At 60.9% G+C, this 15,575-nt stretch carries 17 protein-coding genes; all 17 read left to right on the forward strand.

Features of this window, described 5'->3' with window-relative positions; genetic code table 11:
• The first annotated feature begins 82 nt into the window (after window positions 1-82).
• Entirely contained in the window at window positions 83-2,281 is a 2,199-nt protein-coding gene (locus ACZZZ4_RS14620; protein WP_463548091.1) for a phage tail tape measure protein, read from the forward strand.
• Window positions 2,281-2,664 (forward strand): phage tail protein, encoded by a 384-nt coding sequence (locus ACZZZ4_RS14625; protein ID WP_129998792.1) that lies wholly within the window; start codon window positions 2,281-2,283, stop codon window positions 2,662-2,664. The genes ACZZZ4_RS14620 and ACZZZ4_RS14625 overlap by 1 nt, the downstream gene beginning before the upstream one ends.
• On the forward strand, window positions 2,657-2,869 hold the full coding sequence (locus ACZZZ4_RS14630) for a tail protein X (RefSeq protein ID WP_463548092.1): 213 nt from the start codon (window positions 2,657-2,659) through the stop codon (window positions 2,867-2,869). The genes ACZZZ4_RS14625 and ACZZZ4_RS14630 overlap by 8 nt, the downstream gene beginning before the upstream one ends.
• A gap of 9 nt (window positions 2,870-2,878) precedes the next feature.
• A complete protein-coding gene (locus ACZZZ4_RS14635) occupies window positions 2,879-3,901 on the forward strand; it encodes a phage late control D family protein (protein WP_415763503.1) in 1,023 nt (340 codons plus the stop codon).
• A gap of 157 nt (window positions 3,902-4,058) precedes the next feature.
• Window positions 4,059-4,640: a phage tail terminator protein gene (locus ACZZZ4_RS14640; RefSeq protein WP_463548093.1), complete on the forward strand. Its 582-nt coding sequence runs from the start codon at window positions 4,059-4,061 to the stop codon at window positions 4,638-4,640.
• Window positions 4,637-4,819 carry a DUF2635 domain-containing protein gene (locus tag ACZZZ4_RS14645; protein WP_039762541.1) on the forward strand — a complete coding sequence of 61 codons (183 nt, stop codon included), beginning with the start codon at window positions 4,637-4,639 and terminating at the stop codon, window positions 4,817-4,819. The genes ACZZZ4_RS14640 and ACZZZ4_RS14645 overlap by 4 nt, the downstream gene beginning before the upstream one ends.
• A complete protein-coding gene (locus ACZZZ4_RS14650) occupies window positions 4,819-6,315 on the forward strand; it encodes a phage tail sheath subtilisin-like domain-containing protein (protein WP_129998795.1) in 1,497 nt (498 codons plus the stop codon). The genes ACZZZ4_RS14645 and ACZZZ4_RS14650 overlap by 1 nt, the downstream gene beginning before the upstream one ends.
• A 67-nt stretch (window positions 6,316-6,382) precedes the next feature.
• Entirely contained in the window at window positions 6,383-6,730 is a 348-nt protein-coding gene (locus ACZZZ4_RS14655) for a phage tail tube protein (RefSeq protein WP_007908779.1), read from the forward strand.
• Window positions 6,727-7,023: a phage tail assembly protein gene (locus tag ACZZZ4_RS14660; protein ID WP_007908778.1), complete on the forward strand. Its 297-nt coding sequence runs from the start codon at window positions 6,727-6,729 to the stop codon at window positions 7,021-7,023. Before ACZZZ4_RS14655 ends, ACZZZ4_RS14660 begins: the two co-directional genes overlap by 4 nt.
• Window positions 7,024-7,153: 130 nt before the next feature.
• Complete coding sequence (locus ACZZZ4_RS14665) at window positions 7,154-9,043, forward strand: phage tail protein (RefSeq protein ID WP_463548094.1); 1,890 nt, start codon at window positions 7,154-7,156, stop codon at window positions 9,041-9,043.
• Window positions 9,040-10,275, forward strand: coding sequence for a DNA circularization protein (locus ACZZZ4_RS14670; RefSeq protein WP_463548095.1), 1,236 nt, complete (start codon window positions 9,040-9,042; stop codon window positions 10,273-10,275). The genes ACZZZ4_RS14665 and ACZZZ4_RS14670 overlap by 4 nt, the downstream gene beginning before the upstream one ends.
• Before the next feature lie 4 nt (window positions 10,276-10,279).
• A complete protein-coding gene (locus ACZZZ4_RS14675; RefSeq protein WP_463548096.1) occupies window positions 10,280-11,329 on the forward strand; it encodes a phage baseplate assembly protein in 1,050 nt (349 codons plus the stop codon).
• 151 nt (window positions 11,330-11,480) lie between these two features.
• Window positions 11,481-11,990, forward strand: a complete 510-nt coding sequence (locus tag ACZZZ4_RS14680; RefSeq protein ID WP_463548097.1) for a phage baseplate assembly protein V — start codon at window positions 11,481-11,483, stop codon at window positions 11,988-11,990.
• Entirely contained in the window at window positions 11,990-12,388 is a 399-nt protein-coding gene (locus tag ACZZZ4_RS14685; RefSeq protein WP_016771422.1) for a phage GP46 family protein, read from the forward strand. Before ACZZZ4_RS14680 ends, ACZZZ4_RS14685 begins: the two co-directional genes overlap by 1 nt.
• Entirely contained in the window at window positions 12,378-13,421 is a 1,044-nt protein-coding gene (locus tag ACZZZ4_RS14690) for a baseplate J/gp47 family protein (protein ID WP_463548098.1), read from the forward strand. The genes ACZZZ4_RS14685 and ACZZZ4_RS14690 overlap by 11 nt, the downstream gene beginning before the upstream one ends.
• Window positions 13,409-14,008, forward strand: coding sequence for a YmfQ family protein (locus ACZZZ4_RS14695; protein WP_080769426.1), 600 nt, complete (start codon window positions 13,409-13,411; stop codon window positions 14,006-14,008). The genes ACZZZ4_RS14690 and ACZZZ4_RS14695 overlap by 13 nt, the downstream gene beginning before the upstream one ends.
• Window positions 14,009-14,020: 12 nt before the next feature.
• The gene (locus ACZZZ4_RS14700; RefSeq protein WP_039762561.1) at window positions 14,021-15,574 is read left to right on the forward strand and encodes a hypothetical protein; all 1,554 of its coding nucleotides are present in this window, start codon (window positions 14,021-14,023) and stop codon (window positions 15,572-15,574) included.
• The last annotated feature ends 1 nt before the right edge of the window (window position 15,575 follow it).

The following is a 15,575-nucleotide window of genomic DNA, read 5'->3' on the forward strand; positions in this document are numbered from 1 at the left end:
CTGGAATGGGACGCCGAGAAGGCGTTGCGCCGCTACGACATAGCGATCACTCGCCTTGGCGTGAAACAGGAGTAGAGCGGCAATGGCAGTGAATCAATTTGCGCTAACGAATGCTGACGACAGCAAGGGCCTCGCGCTGGCCAATATCAGCCTGAGCGCAGCGGCGTTGGGAGCAGCACCCGGACCACTTCTCGCCACAGACCAGACGGGCGGCCTGCATCAGGCGTTACTGACGGCCAGCGGCAAGATCAGTCTGCTCACTACGGCGATAGACGCGTTGAACGTGACGCTCGCGGCGCTACGTTCTTTGTCACTGACGTCCAGTACTGGAGCGAAGGGCGACTCATCCGGCGCGCGCAAAACCGAGGAAAAACCCTCAGCGAATGCTGAGCTTCCAGCAACCCGCAAGTCGGCGCTGGCAATGGATACGGCGGCGGCCGCGCTGAGCAGCGTCGCCGCAATTTCGCGCAAAGATGGCAAGGACGTCGCCCAGTCCAGCCTGATCATGGCCAGCGCCCCGCTAGTAGCGGCGGGTGGCACTACCGGGGTGGATCTGGTCAATGTCGCAAGCGTGGCAGCCAAAGCAGGGCTTGGCAGCCAATACGCCAATGCTTCTGACAAAAAGCTCGAGTTGCTGACCTTTGCCAACGACGTGGCGATCACGGCGGCGGCCTTCAAGCTCCCGGCGATGGAAGTGGCCGAAATGGCCAAGGTCTGGCGGACCTCGATGAAGCTTACGCGGGACGAGGCCGTTGATCTGGCAGACGCGGTCAACCACCTCGGCAAGCTGCCTGGGGATGTGCAGTCAGCCGACATCGGTGCAGTCCTGCAACAGTCGGGTGAGTCAGCAGTAGCCGCCGGCCTGCAACCGGAAAAGGCAGCGGCGCTGTCGGCAGCACTGCTGAACGCTGGCGTGAAAAAGGATGATGCCGGCGTTGCGCTGAAAAACATTTCCGATGCGTTGGCTAAAGGCGACCAGGCCTCCGCGGCTGAAGCGGCCGCCTGGCAACAATTGAAGCTTGATCCCAAAGCTGTTGCGCAAGCCTTGCGCGATACCGGCAACCAAGGCTCGCAACAAGGCGCTGTGCTGACGGTGCTGGCTGCGCTGAACGCCAAACCCGTCGAACAACGTACGGCATTGGCCCGCACGCTATTTGCCGACAGTGGCAATGCCGCGCTCGCGCTTTCGCAGAACCTGGCACAGGTCAACGAAGCGTTTTTCCAGGTAACCGATAAACGCCAATATGCGACCTCGGCCCTGGGCAACAACGCCTCGGTGAAAGCGTCCGCGCTGGCGCTCGCCAATACTCAACAAGGGCAGTTGAACATCAAGAATGCGCGAGAGGAGCGCTTGTCGGTCGCCAAAGGCAACGCATTGGCACCCGACATCGAGAAACCGGGCGATACGCATTCGACCGATAAGTTGAGTGAGCTGGCCGAAACCTATCCGAAAACCACCGGTGCCGTTTTGACGGCGGCTGAGTGGGCTAAACCAGTGTTCGACTTCGTTCTCGAATCGGTTGCCGATCAACTCAAGGAGCGTTTAGGCAAAGGCATTGTCGATAAAGCCGCCAGCCGTATTCCTGATCGCTGGAAACCGGCTGGATCAGCGGGTGCCGCTGTGAACTCGCTTACTCAGGGGGCGGGGCCCGTCATTGCCAATCGGGCTTCCAGCGCCAGAAACGGGTTGAAGATATTCGAACAGGCAGCATGGCCCAGTGCTCCGCGCCTGGGCGTTGCGGCCGCTGAAATTCGCCCCGTGTCACGAATCATGCCTTGGCCGGTGAAGGCGGCAATCGGCGCCGCCGATGTCGTCGAAGGCGTAGCCAGCGGTGACAAGCGCAAAATGGCGACAGGCCTGGGTGCCGCTGGCGGTGGCTGGGCCGGTGCGGCCGCCGGTTCCGCCATAGGTGCATCGATAGGCAGCATCGGGTTGGCGCCGGGCATGGTGGTAGGCGGCCTCATTGGTGGGCTCATCGGTGGGTGGCTCGGCTCGGAAGGAGGCAGTTGGCTGGGAGAGAAACTGGTTGCGCCAACACCGGACAAGCTCGCTGCGCCCGAGCAGGTCAGTAAAGAACTGACGACTGCTCAGCCTGCAGCGCAGCCGCTGACGTATGCACCGACTGTGCAGGTCTACTGCAGCGATCCCGGCAGCTCGGACAAGATCGGTCTGTTGGTCGCGCAACATCTACAAAACCAATTCATGCAAATCACCCCGTTGATGACCAACAACCCTCTTGCCACGCGCCGCGATGCAGCCCTGACCGATGGAGTCGCCTGATGAAACAACAAATGGCACTGGGCAGTTTCATCTTCGGCCTGTCGCGCAACTTTGCGTACCACCAGTTACTGCGCAAGTCTGATGGCGGCTGGACCGAGATACAGATCCTCACCAGCAAACCCAAGTCCAGCCAGACCGGACAAAAACCGGAAACCCTGACCATCACCGGCAAGTCGATGTACGCCGTAGCCATGGATCGGCTCGATGAGTTGCGTGCGCTACAGGCTCTGCGTACCCCGCTGCCGTTGATCGACGGGATTGGTCGCAATTGGGGCCTGTGGCGGATCAGTAGCGTTCAGGAAACCCAGACCCAGATCATCGATGACGGCACGGCGATGGTGGTCGATTGGGTCATTGAATTGGCGGAGTTCAACAATGCGTAAGGCACGAAGCGTGGCCGGTGACTCGGTGAATCTGCTGCTCTTTCGGGAAACCGGGCGCAGTGATGACACCGCTGAAGAGGCGCTGTGGAAACTCAACCCGACCTTGGCCGAGCACGGGTCGATTCTGCCTGCTGGCGTCTGGGTCGAGCTGCCGGAACTGGCCGTGAAACCCGCGGTGGTCAAAGCAGCGACGGCCTGGGATTAAGGAGGGGGCATGGCACTGGGATTTACGCCGGCGGTGAATATCTACGGGGCCAACGCGGCCCTGCTCAATCAGCGTCTGATCAGTTGGGAGCACATTGATGCCGCCGGTTTCGAGTCCGATCAGCTGACGCTGACCATCGATTTGGAGGGCCTTGAAGGGCTGCCGAGTCTGGGCGGAAAAATTGGTTTGCAAGTCGGTTATCGGGAAACCGCAATGATCGATAAAGGCCAGTTCAAAGTGACGCGTCTGACGCCGACACTGTTCCCGTTTCGCCTCACACTGGTGGCCACTGCGGCGCCGTTCAGCAAGGATGATGAAACCGGCTTCAAGCAGCGCCGCACCGTCAGTCATGGGCCGACGACGCTGGGCGGGTTATTTCGCAAGCTGGTAGAACCCCACGGCTTTTCGCCACGGGTCGCGCCTGAAGTTTCGTTGATCCGCATCGAGCACATCGACCAGTCCAACGAGACCGACATGGGTTTTGTCACGCGTCTGGCGAAAAAGTACAACGTCGTGGCCAAGCCTTACGGCGACGTGTATGTGCTGGCGCGGCCCGGGCAGACCAAGTCGTTGTCGGGGCAGATTCTGCCGGACGTGGCCCTGTCGGTTACGCACAACAATCGCCCCGGCGATCACGCATTCATCAGCGCCACGCTGGAAGAATCGGCCCGCGAGCAGGTCAAGGGCTGCAAGACCTGTTTCTGGGATGCGGCGGCCGGGGTGTTGCGTTGGGTCGAGACGGGCGTAGCGCCGTTCAAGACCGTGCGCCAGAAGCAGCCCAGCGAAGCGGATGCCATCGCGGTAGGCGAGGGCGAAGTACGCAAGATGCTGCGCCAAAAGTACAAGGTGAAGATCACCTGCCCGGGCGATCCGCGCCTGGCGGCCGAAGGTCTGCTGTTGCTCGATGCGAGCTGGCCGGACTTCATGCGCGGACGCTGGTCGATCGACAAGGTTACCGCCAGCGGCAGTCGCGAGAACAGCTATCGCTGCCTGATTGATGCGTCGTGCCTGGATCCCAAGGCTGAACAGTAATCCTGAACCGAATGCATATTTCTGTGGGAGCGAGCCTGCTCGCGAAAGGGAAGTCAGCTTCAGCATCGATGTGACTGATCGACCGCTTTCGCGAGCAGGCTCGCTCCCACAGGGACTGCGGCGTTCACTGTAATTTCTCTTACTTCGGAACACCCCCATGAAGATCACCCCGATCCTCACGCAACTGCGTGGGCAATGCCCTGGGCTTGCCAATCATATTTCGGTGGGCCTCGATCTGGCGCTGCAAGGCAACCCGGATCTGCCAACACCTTCGGCCCACGTGCTGCCAATCGCCGATCTGGCCAGCAACAGCACCACCCAAAACCTCGTCACCCAACCGATCCGCGAGCGCTTCGAAATCGTCCTGGTGCTTGACGCGACCGACGCGACAAAAGCGCTGGATCTGTTGCACGACCTGCGCGCCGAACTGTGGCGCGCACTGGTGGGGTTCAAGCCCGATGCCGACTACAGCGCCATCGTCTACGACGGCGGTGAACTCGCGTCGATCAACAGCAGCCGCGTGTTCTATCGGCTGCGTTTTTATGCCGAGTTCCAGCTCGGCCGCAATCTGCCAAGTCAGCCTGCGGAGAGTTGGCACGAGCGCGAACTGGACGCTTTGTCGTCCTTTACCGGGATGACGGTGCGGGTCGATGCGATCGATCCGGCTGACCCCAATCTGCAACGCCCGGGCCCGGATGGCCGGGTGGAAATGACTTTCTCTGGAGACGTAACCCCATGAGCAACCGCATTACCGTAGTGCCGGCCGCTGGCCGTGTCGTACCTGACCCGGAGGCGGGCGACTTGCTACCTGCCGAAGGCCGTGAAGTGCTGGACAGCGCCTGGTGGCGCCGGCGTCTGGCCGACGGCGATATCACACTCAAAACCGCAAAAGCGGCTAAACCACAGGGAGCCAAATAATGGCGATCGGATTCAGCAACATCCCGGCGGACATTCGTGTGCCGCTGTTCTATGCCGAAATGGACAACTCGGCCGCCAACAGCGCGACCTCGGCCATGCGCCGTTTGATCGTCGCGCAGGTCAACGACAATATTGCCCCGACTGAAGTCGGCAAACTGGTGCTGGTTTCCAGCGTGGCGCTGGCGAAAAGCATCGGCGGCCAGGGCTCGATGCTCGCCTCGATGTACGAGACCTTCCGTAAGGCCGACCCGATCGGCGAGATCTGGTGCCTGCCGCTGCACAACACTGAAGGCGCAATCGCCAAGGGTGTGCTGACTCTGACCGGCACCGCGACCCAGGCGGGCATGCTCAACCTGTATGTCGGCGGCGTACGTGTGCAAGCCACCGTGGTCAATGGCGCCACCGCCGCGCAAGCGGCCACTGCACTGGCGCAGAAAATCAACGCCACTGCCGACCTGCCGGTCAGCGCGGCCGCTGCTGAAGGTATTGTCACCCTGAACGCCAAATGGACCGGCGACAGCGGCAATGACATCAGCCTGCAATTCAATCGCCTGGGCAAGAGCAACGGCGAAGAAACTCCGGCTGGCCTGACCAGTGCAATCACCGCCATGACCGGCGGCGCTGGAGTGCCGGATCAGATCGCCGCCGTCGCGGCACTGGGCGATGAACCGTTCGAATTCATCGCCTTGCCGTGGTCCGATCTGGCCACCCTCAATACCTGGCAAGCGATCATGGATGACAGCAGCGGGCGCTGGTCGTGGGCCAAGCAACTGTTCGGTCACGTCTACAGCGCCAAACGCGGCACGGTCGGCACGCTGGTCGCCGCAGGCCAGGCGCGTAATGACCAGCACATGACCATCCAGGCGCTGGAGCCGGGCGTACCGCAACCGTTCTGGGTACAAGCGGCGGCACTGGCAGCGCGCACGGCGGTGTTCATCTCCGCCGACGCCAGCCGCCCGACACAAAGCGGCAGCCTGCCGGGCGTCGACCCGGCGCCGGCAAGCGAGCGTTTCACCCTGACCGAGCGTCAGTCGCTGCTCAACTACGGCATCGCCACTGCTTACTACGAAGGCGGTTACGTGCGCATCCAGCGTTCGATCACCACCTACCAGAAGAACGCTTACGGTCAGGCCGACAACTCCTATCTGGACAGCGAAACCATGCATCAGTCGGCGTTCATCGTGCGTCGTCTGCAAAGTGTGATCACCAGCAAGTACGGCCGCCACAAACTGGCCTCCGACGGCACCCGTTTCGGCGCCGGCCAACCGATCGTCACGCCAGCGACCATTCGCGGTGAGCTGATCGCGCAGTACGCCAAGCTTGAGCTGGAAGGTCATGTGGAGAACGCCGAGCTGTTCGCCGAGCACTTGATCGTCGAGCGTGACGTGCAGGACCCGAGCCGCGTGAACGTGCTGTTCCCGCCGGACTACATCAACGGTCTGCGCGTGTTCGCGCTGCTCAACCAGTTCCGTCTGCAGTACGACGACGCGGCCTGATCGGCGCCGTCGTCGCTAAGCATTCAGCCCACCTCGCGTGGGCTTTTTTATTCAAGGGAGAAACACCATGGGTCAACTGATTGCAGGCACCTGCTACGTCAAGGTCGACGGCGCACAACTGACCATCAATGGCGGCTGCGAAGCCCCGCTGATGGCCGTCAAACGTGAAACCGTCGTGCCCGGTTTCTACAAGGAAACCGACATCGCACCGTCGTTCAAAGTGACCGCGCTGCACACCGCCGACTTCCCGCTGAAGAAGCTGATCGAAGGCACCGATATCACCGTCACCTGCGAATTCAGCAACGGCAAAGTCTACGTGCTGGCCGGCGCCTATCTGGTCGAGGAGCCAGTCTCCAAGGGCGACGACGCCACCATCGAACTGAAATTCGAAGGCATCAAGGGGACCTGGCAATGAGCGGCGCCGTGAAGCTTCAAGTAGCAATCGAAGCCCACGGCGAGCCTCTGACCGAACTCGTCCTGCGCCGTCCGACGGTGCAGGAAGTGCGAGCGATCAAGGCGCTGCCGTACAAGATCGACAAGAGTGAAGAAGTCAGCCTCGACATGGACGTGGCGGCCAAATACATCGCCGTGTGCGCCGGCATTCCGCCGTCGTCGGTCAACCAGCTCGATCTGGCTGACCTCAATGCGCTGAGCTGGGCCGTTGCGAGTTTTTTCATGAGTGCGGCGTCGGCGCCATCACCGACCTGATCGCCGTCGCCTATGACCTGGCCTGGTTCTGGAAGGTTGACCCCGAACAGATGATGGCCAGGCCACTGGATGTGCTCCGCGAATCGCTGGAGCACGCGCAACGGATCAATGCGATGCAGCAGGTGCAGTGATGGCAGACGAAGAGAAGAAAACCCCGAAACCGGTGCTGATCACCGGCATCGATGAACTCTCGCCCAAACTGGGCGCCCTGCGCGTGAAGGTTGAGAGTTTCAAAAACAATCTCGAGCAGACCGGCCTCGGCAAATTGGACATCAGTGGTCTGTTCAAGGGCGGCAGCGTGATCACGCCTTTCGTGGAAGGGATCAAGTCGGCGGCGGCGTTCCAGGGCAAATTGAGCGAAGTCAGCGATACGGCGAAAACCGTCGAGCTGCCCGCCGCGCCGAAAGTCGCGGCGCAGAACATGAATGTGTTCAGCGCTTCGATGGAAAAGGTTTCGGCTTCGGTCGACGCCGCGCTGGTGCCGGCCGTCGGGGCTTTGGTGGTTGGTCTGGAACCGGTGCTGACTCAGGTCGGCAGCCTGCTCGCTGACAATCCGCAACTGGTCGAAGGCCTGGCGGCGGGGGCGATTGCCTTCTCCGCCATGCAAACCGCGGTCACCGGTATGACCCAGGTGATGGACGTCATGAGCATGGTGCTCAAGACCAACCCGATCATGCTGATCGCCGTGGGCATTGCCGTGGCGGCCGGATTGATCGTGGCCAACTGGACACCGATCAGCGCGTTCTTCACCGGGATGTGGGAAGGCGTGAAAAACGCCGGGACGGGTGCGATGGCGACGTTGCGCTCGATACTCGACTGGCGACCGCTGGCCGCCCTGGCGGCGTTGTGGCAACCGGTCACGGGATTGTTCTCGGCTATCTGGGGCAAGGTCATGACTGTGACGGCGCCAGTGATCGACTTCTTCAAGTCGGTTTTCGCGTGGTCGCCTGCCGGCATGATCATCGAAAACTGGGGGCCGCTGACCGGCCTGTTCTCGGCGATCTGGGAATTGCTCAAGGCCTTGAGTGTGCCGGTGATGGCGTTTCTCAGAAACCTGTTCGATTTCTCGCCGATGCAGATGATTACCGATGCGTGGGGTAGTGTCGTGACGTTCTTCGAACCGATGTTCAGCGGTCTGCGAAAAGTCGCGCTACCGGCGAAAGAATTCCTCGTGTCGCTGTTCGATTTCTCGCCGATGCAGATGATTACCGACGCGTGGGGTGGTGTCGTCACGTTCTTCGAACCGATGTTCACGACGCTGCAATCGGCGGTGCAAAGCACCCGGGACATCGTGCGGACGCTGTTCGATTTTTTCCCGATGGAAATGCTGACCAGTGCCTGGGGTGGGATTGTCGGGTTTTTCGAACCGATCTGGATGGCGCTGCAAACATCTGTGCAGCGGGTCAGAGGCTTTTTCACCAGCCTGTTCGAGTGGTCGCCGCTGGAGCAGATTGCCCAGTATTGGCAGCCAATCGGTGAGGTCTTTTCGGCGATCTGGGGCGTTGTATTGGCACTGTCCGCGCCGGTCGTGGATTTTTTGCACGGCCTGTTCGAATGGAAGCCTCTGGATCAGATCATCGAGAGTTGGGGACCGATCACCGAGTGGTTCGGCGAGTTGTGGCAAAAGCTGCAAACCGTCATCGCGCCGATCAAGGAATTGTTCGAGGGTGGCTTCGCCGGACTGATCGCCAAGGTCACCGGCAAGGTTGAAACTCTCACTGAAGCACAACGCCAGACCAATGCCGAAGGCAAAGGCGAACTGGCGCCGGCGTTCTTCGCTGCCAACCCGGCGCCTGTTGGCAATGGCACACTGCAAAGCGGTTCGTTGCCGCAAACCTCCAGCGCGCTGATCCAGCAAAGCGCTGCCAACAACCGCACGCAACTTGAAGGCGGGCTGACCGTGCGCTTCGAAAATGCGCCGGCCGGCCTGCGCACCGAACAACCGCAAACCAATCAACCTGGCCTGGCCGTGTCTTCACGCATCGGCTATCGCTCACTGTCGATGGGAGGTTCCCAATGAACTGGCGTGACCGTTTGTTGCCGGCATCCTTTCGCGGTGTCGGTTTCTGGATCGACCAGGCGAAAACCCCGGTCGGTCGCAAAGGGCAGTTGCATGAATACCCGCAACGCGACCTGCCGTTTTTCGAGGACCTCGGCCAGCAGGCCAAGACCCACGATCTGACGGCGTTCCTCATCGGCCCCGATTGCCTGGAGCAGCGCGACGAGCTGCTCAAAGCGCTGGAGCAGGGCCGTGGCGAACTGGTGCATCCGTGGCTCGGACGTCTGCAGGTCAAGGTCGGTGAATGCGACATGACCCACACCCGCCAGGACGGTGGGCTAGTGACATTCGCGCTGAAGTTCTATCCCGACCAACCCCTGCCGTTTCCGACCGCCACGGTCAGTACGCAGAAAGTGCTGCTGGCCAAGGCCGACGGTCTGCTGGGTTCGGCGGTGGCGCGTTTCGAACAGGCGATGACGTTGATCAAGGCAGCGCGGATCGGCATCACCAACCTGCGCAACAGCCTCACCGGGGTTTACGAGGTGATCAAGGAGCAACTGAAACCTTTGATCGAGCAGTACCGCCAGATCACTGAACTGGTCAAAGCCGTGAAGGAATTGCCCAAGGAAGTGGCGGCGGAATTCAAGGGTTTGCTCGGTGATATCAAGGAGCTGAAAGCGTTCGCCAAGGAAGGCTACCGTGGCGTGATTGCCGACGTGTCGCAGCAACTCGAAGCGATTCGCAAGGCCGATGCGCCGAAGATCACCACGGGCAAGGACACCAATGCCGCCGCGCAGGCCATGGCCGATCTGGTGCAGGACACGCTGCTGGTCAAAGTCGCGCAGTGGGTCGCGTCGATGCCGGTGGCGAGCACGCCGGTAAAGCTGGCGTCGACACCGTCGGTGGCTCAACAGTCGACGTCGCCGGTCAGCCGTCAGGAAGTCCCTGTCAGCGATGACATGCAAGCCCTGCGCGCGGCGGTGACTGCCGCCATTGATCCAATGCTGGCGAAAGCCGGACCTGCGCACTTCCAGGCCATCAACGATGTAAAGGAAGCGCTGGTTGCTCATCTCAAAGCGGTGGCGTCCTCCGGCGTGCGGCAAGTCAGCAAATCGTTTCAGGAGAGCTTTCCGGCAGTGGTCGTGGCCTACAAGCAGTTCGGCGACGCCACGCGAGTCGAAGAGGTGACTCAGCGCAACGCGATCACCCATCCGGGTTTCTCGCCCAACGATGTGAAAGTCTCGCGGGAGTGACGCCATGAACGAGATGGACAATCACGCCACACTGACGGTCAACGACATGGAATACGGCGGCTGGAAAAGCGTCGAAATCACCGCCGATCTGGAGCGTCAGTTCCGCACTTTCAAGCTCGACATTACCTGGCAGTGGCCCGGTCAGACCGTGGATCAAAGGATCAAACCCGGCGACCCCTGCGAAGTGAAAATCGGCAAGGACCTGGTGCTCACCGGTTACGTGTTCAAAGCACCGATCCGCTATGACGGGCGGCAGATCAGCCTGACCATCGAAGGCAGTTCCAAGACCCAGGATCTGGTCGATTGCGCCGCCCGCAACCTGCCCAGCCAATGGCAGCAACAACCCTTGCTGACTATCGTCCGCGATCTGGCGAGCGAATATGGGCTGTCAGTGGTCAACGAGATCAGCGAAACCACACGCCTGACCAAACACACCATCGTGCCGGGTGAAACGGCATTCCAGTCGATCGACCGATTGCTGTCGCTGCTGCGGGTGTTTTCCACCGACAACGAGCTGGGCCAGTTGGTGTTGGCCAAACCCGGCAGCGGTGGCCGCGCCAGCGATGCGCTGGAGCTGGGCAAGAACATCCTGTCGGCCAATGCGCCGATGGATTTCAGCCAGGTGTTCTCCGAATACCGGGTGATCGGCCAGCAGAAAGGCTCGGATGCAAAAAGCGGCGCGGCGGTCAGCGAAGTCGAGTCGACGGCGGCCGATCTGAGCTTCAAACGGCGGCGCACCACGGTGATCAACGAAGGCACGCAACTGACCTTTGAGTTGGCGCAGCAGCGTGCCCAATGGGAAAGCGCGACCCGCATGGGCCGCGCACAGACCACCACCTATCAGGTGCAGGGCTGGCGGCAGAGCAATGGCGATTTGTGGCGCCATAACACGCTGGTGAAGGTCAAGGATCCGGTGCTGGATTTCGATGGCGACATGCTGATTTCCAAGGTCACCTATTCGTTGTCGGCGCAGGGTTCGGTGACCACGCTGCAAGTGGCCCCGCCGCATACGTTTGATCCTGATCCGACGCCCCCGAAGCAATCCCAGGCCTGACGCAGGATCCTGCTGGCGACAATGGCCCCTGTGGGAGCGGGCTTGCCCGCGATAGCGGTCGTGACAACAAATACATTTTTTCCCTGACACACCGCCATCGCGGGCAAGCCCGCTCCCACAGGGTTTGTGTCGACAAAGTCTAAGGAAACCCATGAGCCTACTGACACGCCTGCTGGCGCGCGGCACTGTCGTGCTCGCCAATTCGGCATCCAAGCTGCAATCGCTGCAAATGCGCCTCACCGCCGGTGAAGTCAACGACGACCTCGAACACTTCGAACCCTACGGTTTCACCAGCCATCCGTTGGCTGGCGCCGAAGGGGTCGTCACCTTCATCGGCGGCGACCGTTCCCATGCCATCGCCCTGGTCATCGCCGACCGCCGCTATCGCCTGCAAGCGCTCGCTGCCGGTGAAGTGGCGATCTACACCGACGAGGGCGACAAAATTCATTTCAAGCGCGGACGGATCATCGACATCGAGACCGCCACGCTGAACATCCGCGCCAGTAGCGCGGTGAACTTCGACACGCCGGTGATAAACCAGACCGGCAAGATCGTTTCCACCGGTGATCAACTGGCTGGCGGCATCAGCCAGATCAAACACGTGCATGTTGGCGTGCAGGCCGGTAACGGTCAGACCGGCGGGCCGGCAGGAGGCCAGTGATGTTCATCAGCCAGAACCTCCACGCCGCGCTGACCCGTGCCGTGCTCATCAGTCTGTTCACCTGGCGTCGCGCCGCTGATGACGACGCCCTCGATGACGAAGAACGCTTCGGCTGGTGGGGCGACAGTTTTCCCACGGTTGCCGACGATCGCATCGGCTCGCGGCTGTGGCTGCTGCGCCGGGTCAAGCTGACCCGGCAGACGCAAATGGACGCCGAATTCTATGCCCGCGAAGCCTTGCAATGGCTGCTCGACGACGGCCACTGCAGCGCCATCGACATTATCAGCGAACGCCTCGACGCCCAGCGCCTGAACCTGCGCACGGTCCTGACCCTGGCCGACGGTGAACGTCTGGACATCAACCCCGATAACAGTTGGCAGGTGATCTATGCCGTTTGAAACCCCTTCGCTGCCGGTGCTGATCAAGCGCACCCAAAGCGACCTGGCCGGCGATTCGCTGCGCCAGTCCGATGCGCAAGTGCTGGCCCGCACCCTCGGCGGCGCCGCTTATGGCCTGTACGGTTATCTCGACTGGATTGCCCAACAGATCCTGCCCGACAAGGCCGATGAATCGACACTGGAACGCATTGCCGCGTTGCGCCTGAACCAGCCGCGCAAAGCTGCACAAGTGGCTACCGGCAGCGTCGGTTTTACTGCAACACCTGGCGCGGTGCTCGACGTTGACACTCTGCTGCAAGCGAACGATGGCCGCACCTACAAAGTCACCACCGCGCGCACTACGGTCAATGGCAGCAACACCACCACGATTGCGGCGCTGGAGGCCGGCAGCCTGGGCAATGCCGACGCCGGTCTGACGCTGACCCCGGTGCAACCGATTGCCGGGATTGTCGGCAACAGCTTCGTGGTGCTGGCGCCGGGCCTCAGCGGTGGCGTGGCCCGCGAAAGCCTCGAGTCGCTGCGCTCGCGGGTGATTCGTTCCTATCGGGTGATTCCCCATGGCGGTTCGGCCAGTGACTACGAGACGTGGGCACTGGAAGTGCCGGGCGTGACCCGTGCGTGGTGCCGTGGCGGCGATGGCGGCATGGGCATTGTCAGCCTGTTCATCATGCGCGATGACGATACGCAGCCGATTCCCGGGGCTGAGCAATTAGCCGAGGTTCAGGCCTATATAGAACCATTGCGTCCGGTGACCGCCGAAGTGCATGTGCTGGCTCCGGAGCAGGTCCCGGTCACCTATAAAATACGCTTGAGTCCTGATACCAGCGCCGTGCGGGCCGCGGTGCAAGCGCAACTGCATGACTTGCACAACCGCGAGGCCGGTCTGGGCGACACCTTGCTGCAAAGTCATATTCGCGAAGCGATCAGTAGCGCCACCGGCGAGTATGACCACCAACTGATCGCGCCCGTTGGCAATGTCGTGCCGACCGAGAACCAGTTGCTGACCTTCGGGGGTTGCATATGGGAGGCATAAGAACTGCGGTGCAATATCAGGCCCAGTTACGCAACTTGCTGCCCAGTGGTCCGGCCTGGGATCCGGAACGAGTGCCTGAACTGGACGCAGTGCTCGTGAGTATTTCCCAGGAGCTGTCGCGTCTGGACGCCCGCGCCGTTGACCTGCAAAACGAAATGGATCCTGCCGGCGTCAGCGAGTTGGTACCCGATTGGGAGCGGGTCATGAATTTGCCTGATCCGTGCCTTGGACAGAAGCCGTTGTTCGACGACCGTCGTCTGGCGGTGCGCCGGCGCCTGCTCGCAGTCGGTAGCCAGACCATAGGCTACTTCGTCGAAATCGCCAGAACCCAAGGCTATCCCAACGCCAGCGTGACTGAGTTAAGAGCACCACGAATGGGGCGCTCACGTTTCGGTAAAGGGCACTTTGGCAGTTGGCAGGCGCAGTTCATGTGGACGCTCAATACCGGTGGTCGGCAATTCATCGGCCGCCGTTTCGGCGCCAGTTATTGGGGTGAGCGCTTTGGTGTAAATCCCGGTAGCGCCCTGGAGTGCCTTATCCATCGCAGTGCACCTGCGCATACCCGTGTGCACATCAATTATGACTAGAGGTTAAAAAGTATGGATTACCCGAAAAACACCCCCGGTGTCGGGCTGGTGAATGGACAGTTTGTGGACGAGAACCCGGTCGCAGGAACACCTGGGTCTTTGATCCCGGCAACTTGGGGCAATGCGGTTACCCAAGAGATCCTGAACGTGATCAAAGCGGCGGGGATGGAGCCCGAGGAAGATGTTTCAACGCAGTTGCTGCAAGCCATCCAGAGTTTTGCCGCTCATGACTTCAAGAACTCGGTGCGGGTAGCGACCACGGGAACAATTGCCCTCAGCGGTTTGCAGAACATCGACGGTGTACAACTGGCCGTGGCAGATCGAGTGCTGGTGAAAGACCAGGCCAATGCATCGCAAAACGGTGTTTACGTGGTGGCTGCCGGCTCATGGGCGCGCGCCGTGGATGCCGCGCAGGACTATCAAGTGACCAGCAGCTTTGTCATTGCGACCGATGAAGGTGTGGTGAACAGGTCCCGCCTTTGGCAACTGACCACACCAGGTCCGATCAAGGTCGGCACCACTGCGCTGACGTTTGAATTGCTGGCGGGGTACACCGGGGTCGCATCTGGCGAATACCGCAAGGTCATGGTCAATGCACGGGGGCAAGTCACAGCCGGCTCCAATCCGACAACCCTTGATGGCTACGGCATAGTGGATGCGTACACGAAAGTGGCTGCCAACAGCGCATTTGTGAAACAGGGCGGTGGCGCCGGGCAACTTGGCAACACGGTATCCATTGGCTGGGACGGCAAGAACATCTTGATCCAAGTGGACGCTACCAGTTTTGGCAACCTGTGGTGTTCGGCCAACTTTGACCCCGGGACCAAGGCCAACGTCGCGGACGTGTACAGCAAGAGTGCGACGAATGGCTTGCTGGACGCCAAAATCGCTTCGGATACATGTTCTGTGGCCGGTTTCGCAGGTGGGAACTCCGCTTCTCCTTATATGCGAAACAAGAACAGCAACGAAGTCGTGATGCTGGCGAAAAGTGCCTCGACACTTGCGGGCTATGGCATCACGGATGGGATGACGCGTGCCGAGATTACCGGCCAGGTCAGTGCTCGGGTGCTCAGTGACGGCATTACTTGGGCAGGGTTTGCCAGTAATGATCCGAATCAGCCCTATATGCGGCGTACTTCCGATAACGGCGTCTATCTTTTGCAGCCTCGTCTGGGGTTCACACCGGTTCGCCAGGGCGGAGGAAACTTCCAGTCGAACAATACGGTAATGATCGGCTGGGCGGCCGACGGTACGTCTCTGCGAGCACAAGTCGATGCAACTGATTTGGGCAGCATCTGGACCGACGGCATCGGTAATGCCAAAGCGGTCGCTGCGCAATCAACCGCCGAAGCAGGAGTGGTCGGTTCTTATGCGTTGTTAGTCGTTGGCGGAGGAGGCGCTACAGGGCCGGGCGCACTTGCTGCCGGCGTCAACTGCCGGTTCACGGCCACCGACGGTTCTGCCTGGGGCGGCGCACCTGCCGGCACTTGGCGAATCATGGGGGCAATCCGAAATGCCGACGGTGCCAGCCCTGACTCAACTGTTCTATGCCTGAGGGTTTATTGAA

This window comes from Pseudomonas sp. AC252 (genome assembly GCF_979258105.1).

What these genes read in the sequence shown, in the direction of transcription:
- ACZZZ4_RS14700 (WP_039762561.1), top strand. Translation starts at nt 14,021, where the DNA reads ATGGATTACCCGAAAAACACCCCCGGTGTCGGGCTGGTGAATGGACAG.
- ACZZZ4_RS14645 (WP_039762541.1), top strand. Translation starts at nt 4,637, where the DNA reads ATGAGCAACCGCATTACCGTAGTGCCGGCCGCTGGCCGTGTCGTACCT.
- ACZZZ4_RS14640 (WP_463548093.1), top strand. Translation starts at nt 4,059, where the DNA reads ATGAAGATCACCCCGATCCTCACGCAACTGCGTGGGCAATGCCCTGGG.
- ACZZZ4_RS14675 (WP_463548096.1), top strand. Translation starts at nt 10,280, where the DNA reads ATGAACGAGATGGACAATCACGCCACACTGACGGTCAACGACATGGAA.
- ACZZZ4_RS14630 (WP_463548092.1), top strand. Translation starts at nt 2,657, where the DNA reads ATGCGTAAGGCACGAAGCGTGGCCGGTGACTCGGTGAATCTGCTGCTC.
- ACZZZ4_RS14680 (WP_463548097.1), top strand. Translation starts at nt 11,481, where the DNA reads ATGAGCCTACTGACACGCCTGCTGGCGCGCGGCACTGTCGTGCTCGCC.
- ACZZZ4_RS14635 (WP_415763503.1), top strand. Translation starts at nt 2,879, where the DNA reads ATGGCACTGGGATTTACGCCGGCGGTGAATATCTACGGGGCCAACGCG.
- ACZZZ4_RS14665 (WP_463548094.1), top strand. Translation starts at nt 7,154, where the DNA reads ATGGCAGACGAAGAGAAGAAAACCCCGAAACCGGTGCTGATCACCGGC.
- ACZZZ4_RS14670 (WP_463548095.1), top strand. Translation starts at nt 9,040, where the DNA reads ATGAACTGGCGTGACCGTTTGTTGCCGGCATCCTTTCGCGGTGTCGGT.
- ACZZZ4_RS14625 (WP_129998792.1), top strand. Translation starts at nt 2,281, where the DNA reads ATGAAACAACAAATGGCACTGGGCAGTTTCATCTTCGGCCTGTCGCGC.
- ACZZZ4_RS14695 (WP_080769426.1), top strand. Translation starts at nt 13,409, where the DNA reads ATGGGAGGCATAAGAACTGCGGTGCAATATCAGGCCCAGTTACGCAAC.
- ACZZZ4_RS14690 (WP_463548098.1), top strand. Translation starts at nt 12,378, where the DNA reads ATGCCGTTTGAAACCCCTTCGCTGCCGGTGCTGATCAAGCGCACCCAA.
- ACZZZ4_RS14650 (WP_129998795.1), top strand. Translation starts at nt 4,819, where the DNA reads ATGGCGATCGGATTCAGCAACATCCCGGCGGACATTCGTGTGCCGCTG.
- ACZZZ4_RS14685 (WP_016771422.1), top strand. Translation starts at nt 11,990, where the DNA reads ATGTTCATCAGCCAGAACCTCCACGCCGCGCTGACCCGTGCCGTGCTC.
- ACZZZ4_RS14620 (WP_463548091.1), top strand. Translation starts at nt 83, where the DNA reads ATGGCAGTGAATCAATTTGCGCTAACGAATGCTGACGACAGCAAGGGC.
- ACZZZ4_RS14660 (WP_007908778.1), top strand. Translation starts at nt 6,727, where the DNA reads ATGAGCGGCGCCGTGAAGCTTCAAGTAGCAATCGAAGCCCACGGCGAG.
- ACZZZ4_RS14655 (WP_007908779.1), top strand. Translation starts at nt 6,383, where the DNA reads ATGGGTCAACTGATTGCAGGCACCTGCTACGTCAAGGTCGACGGCGCA.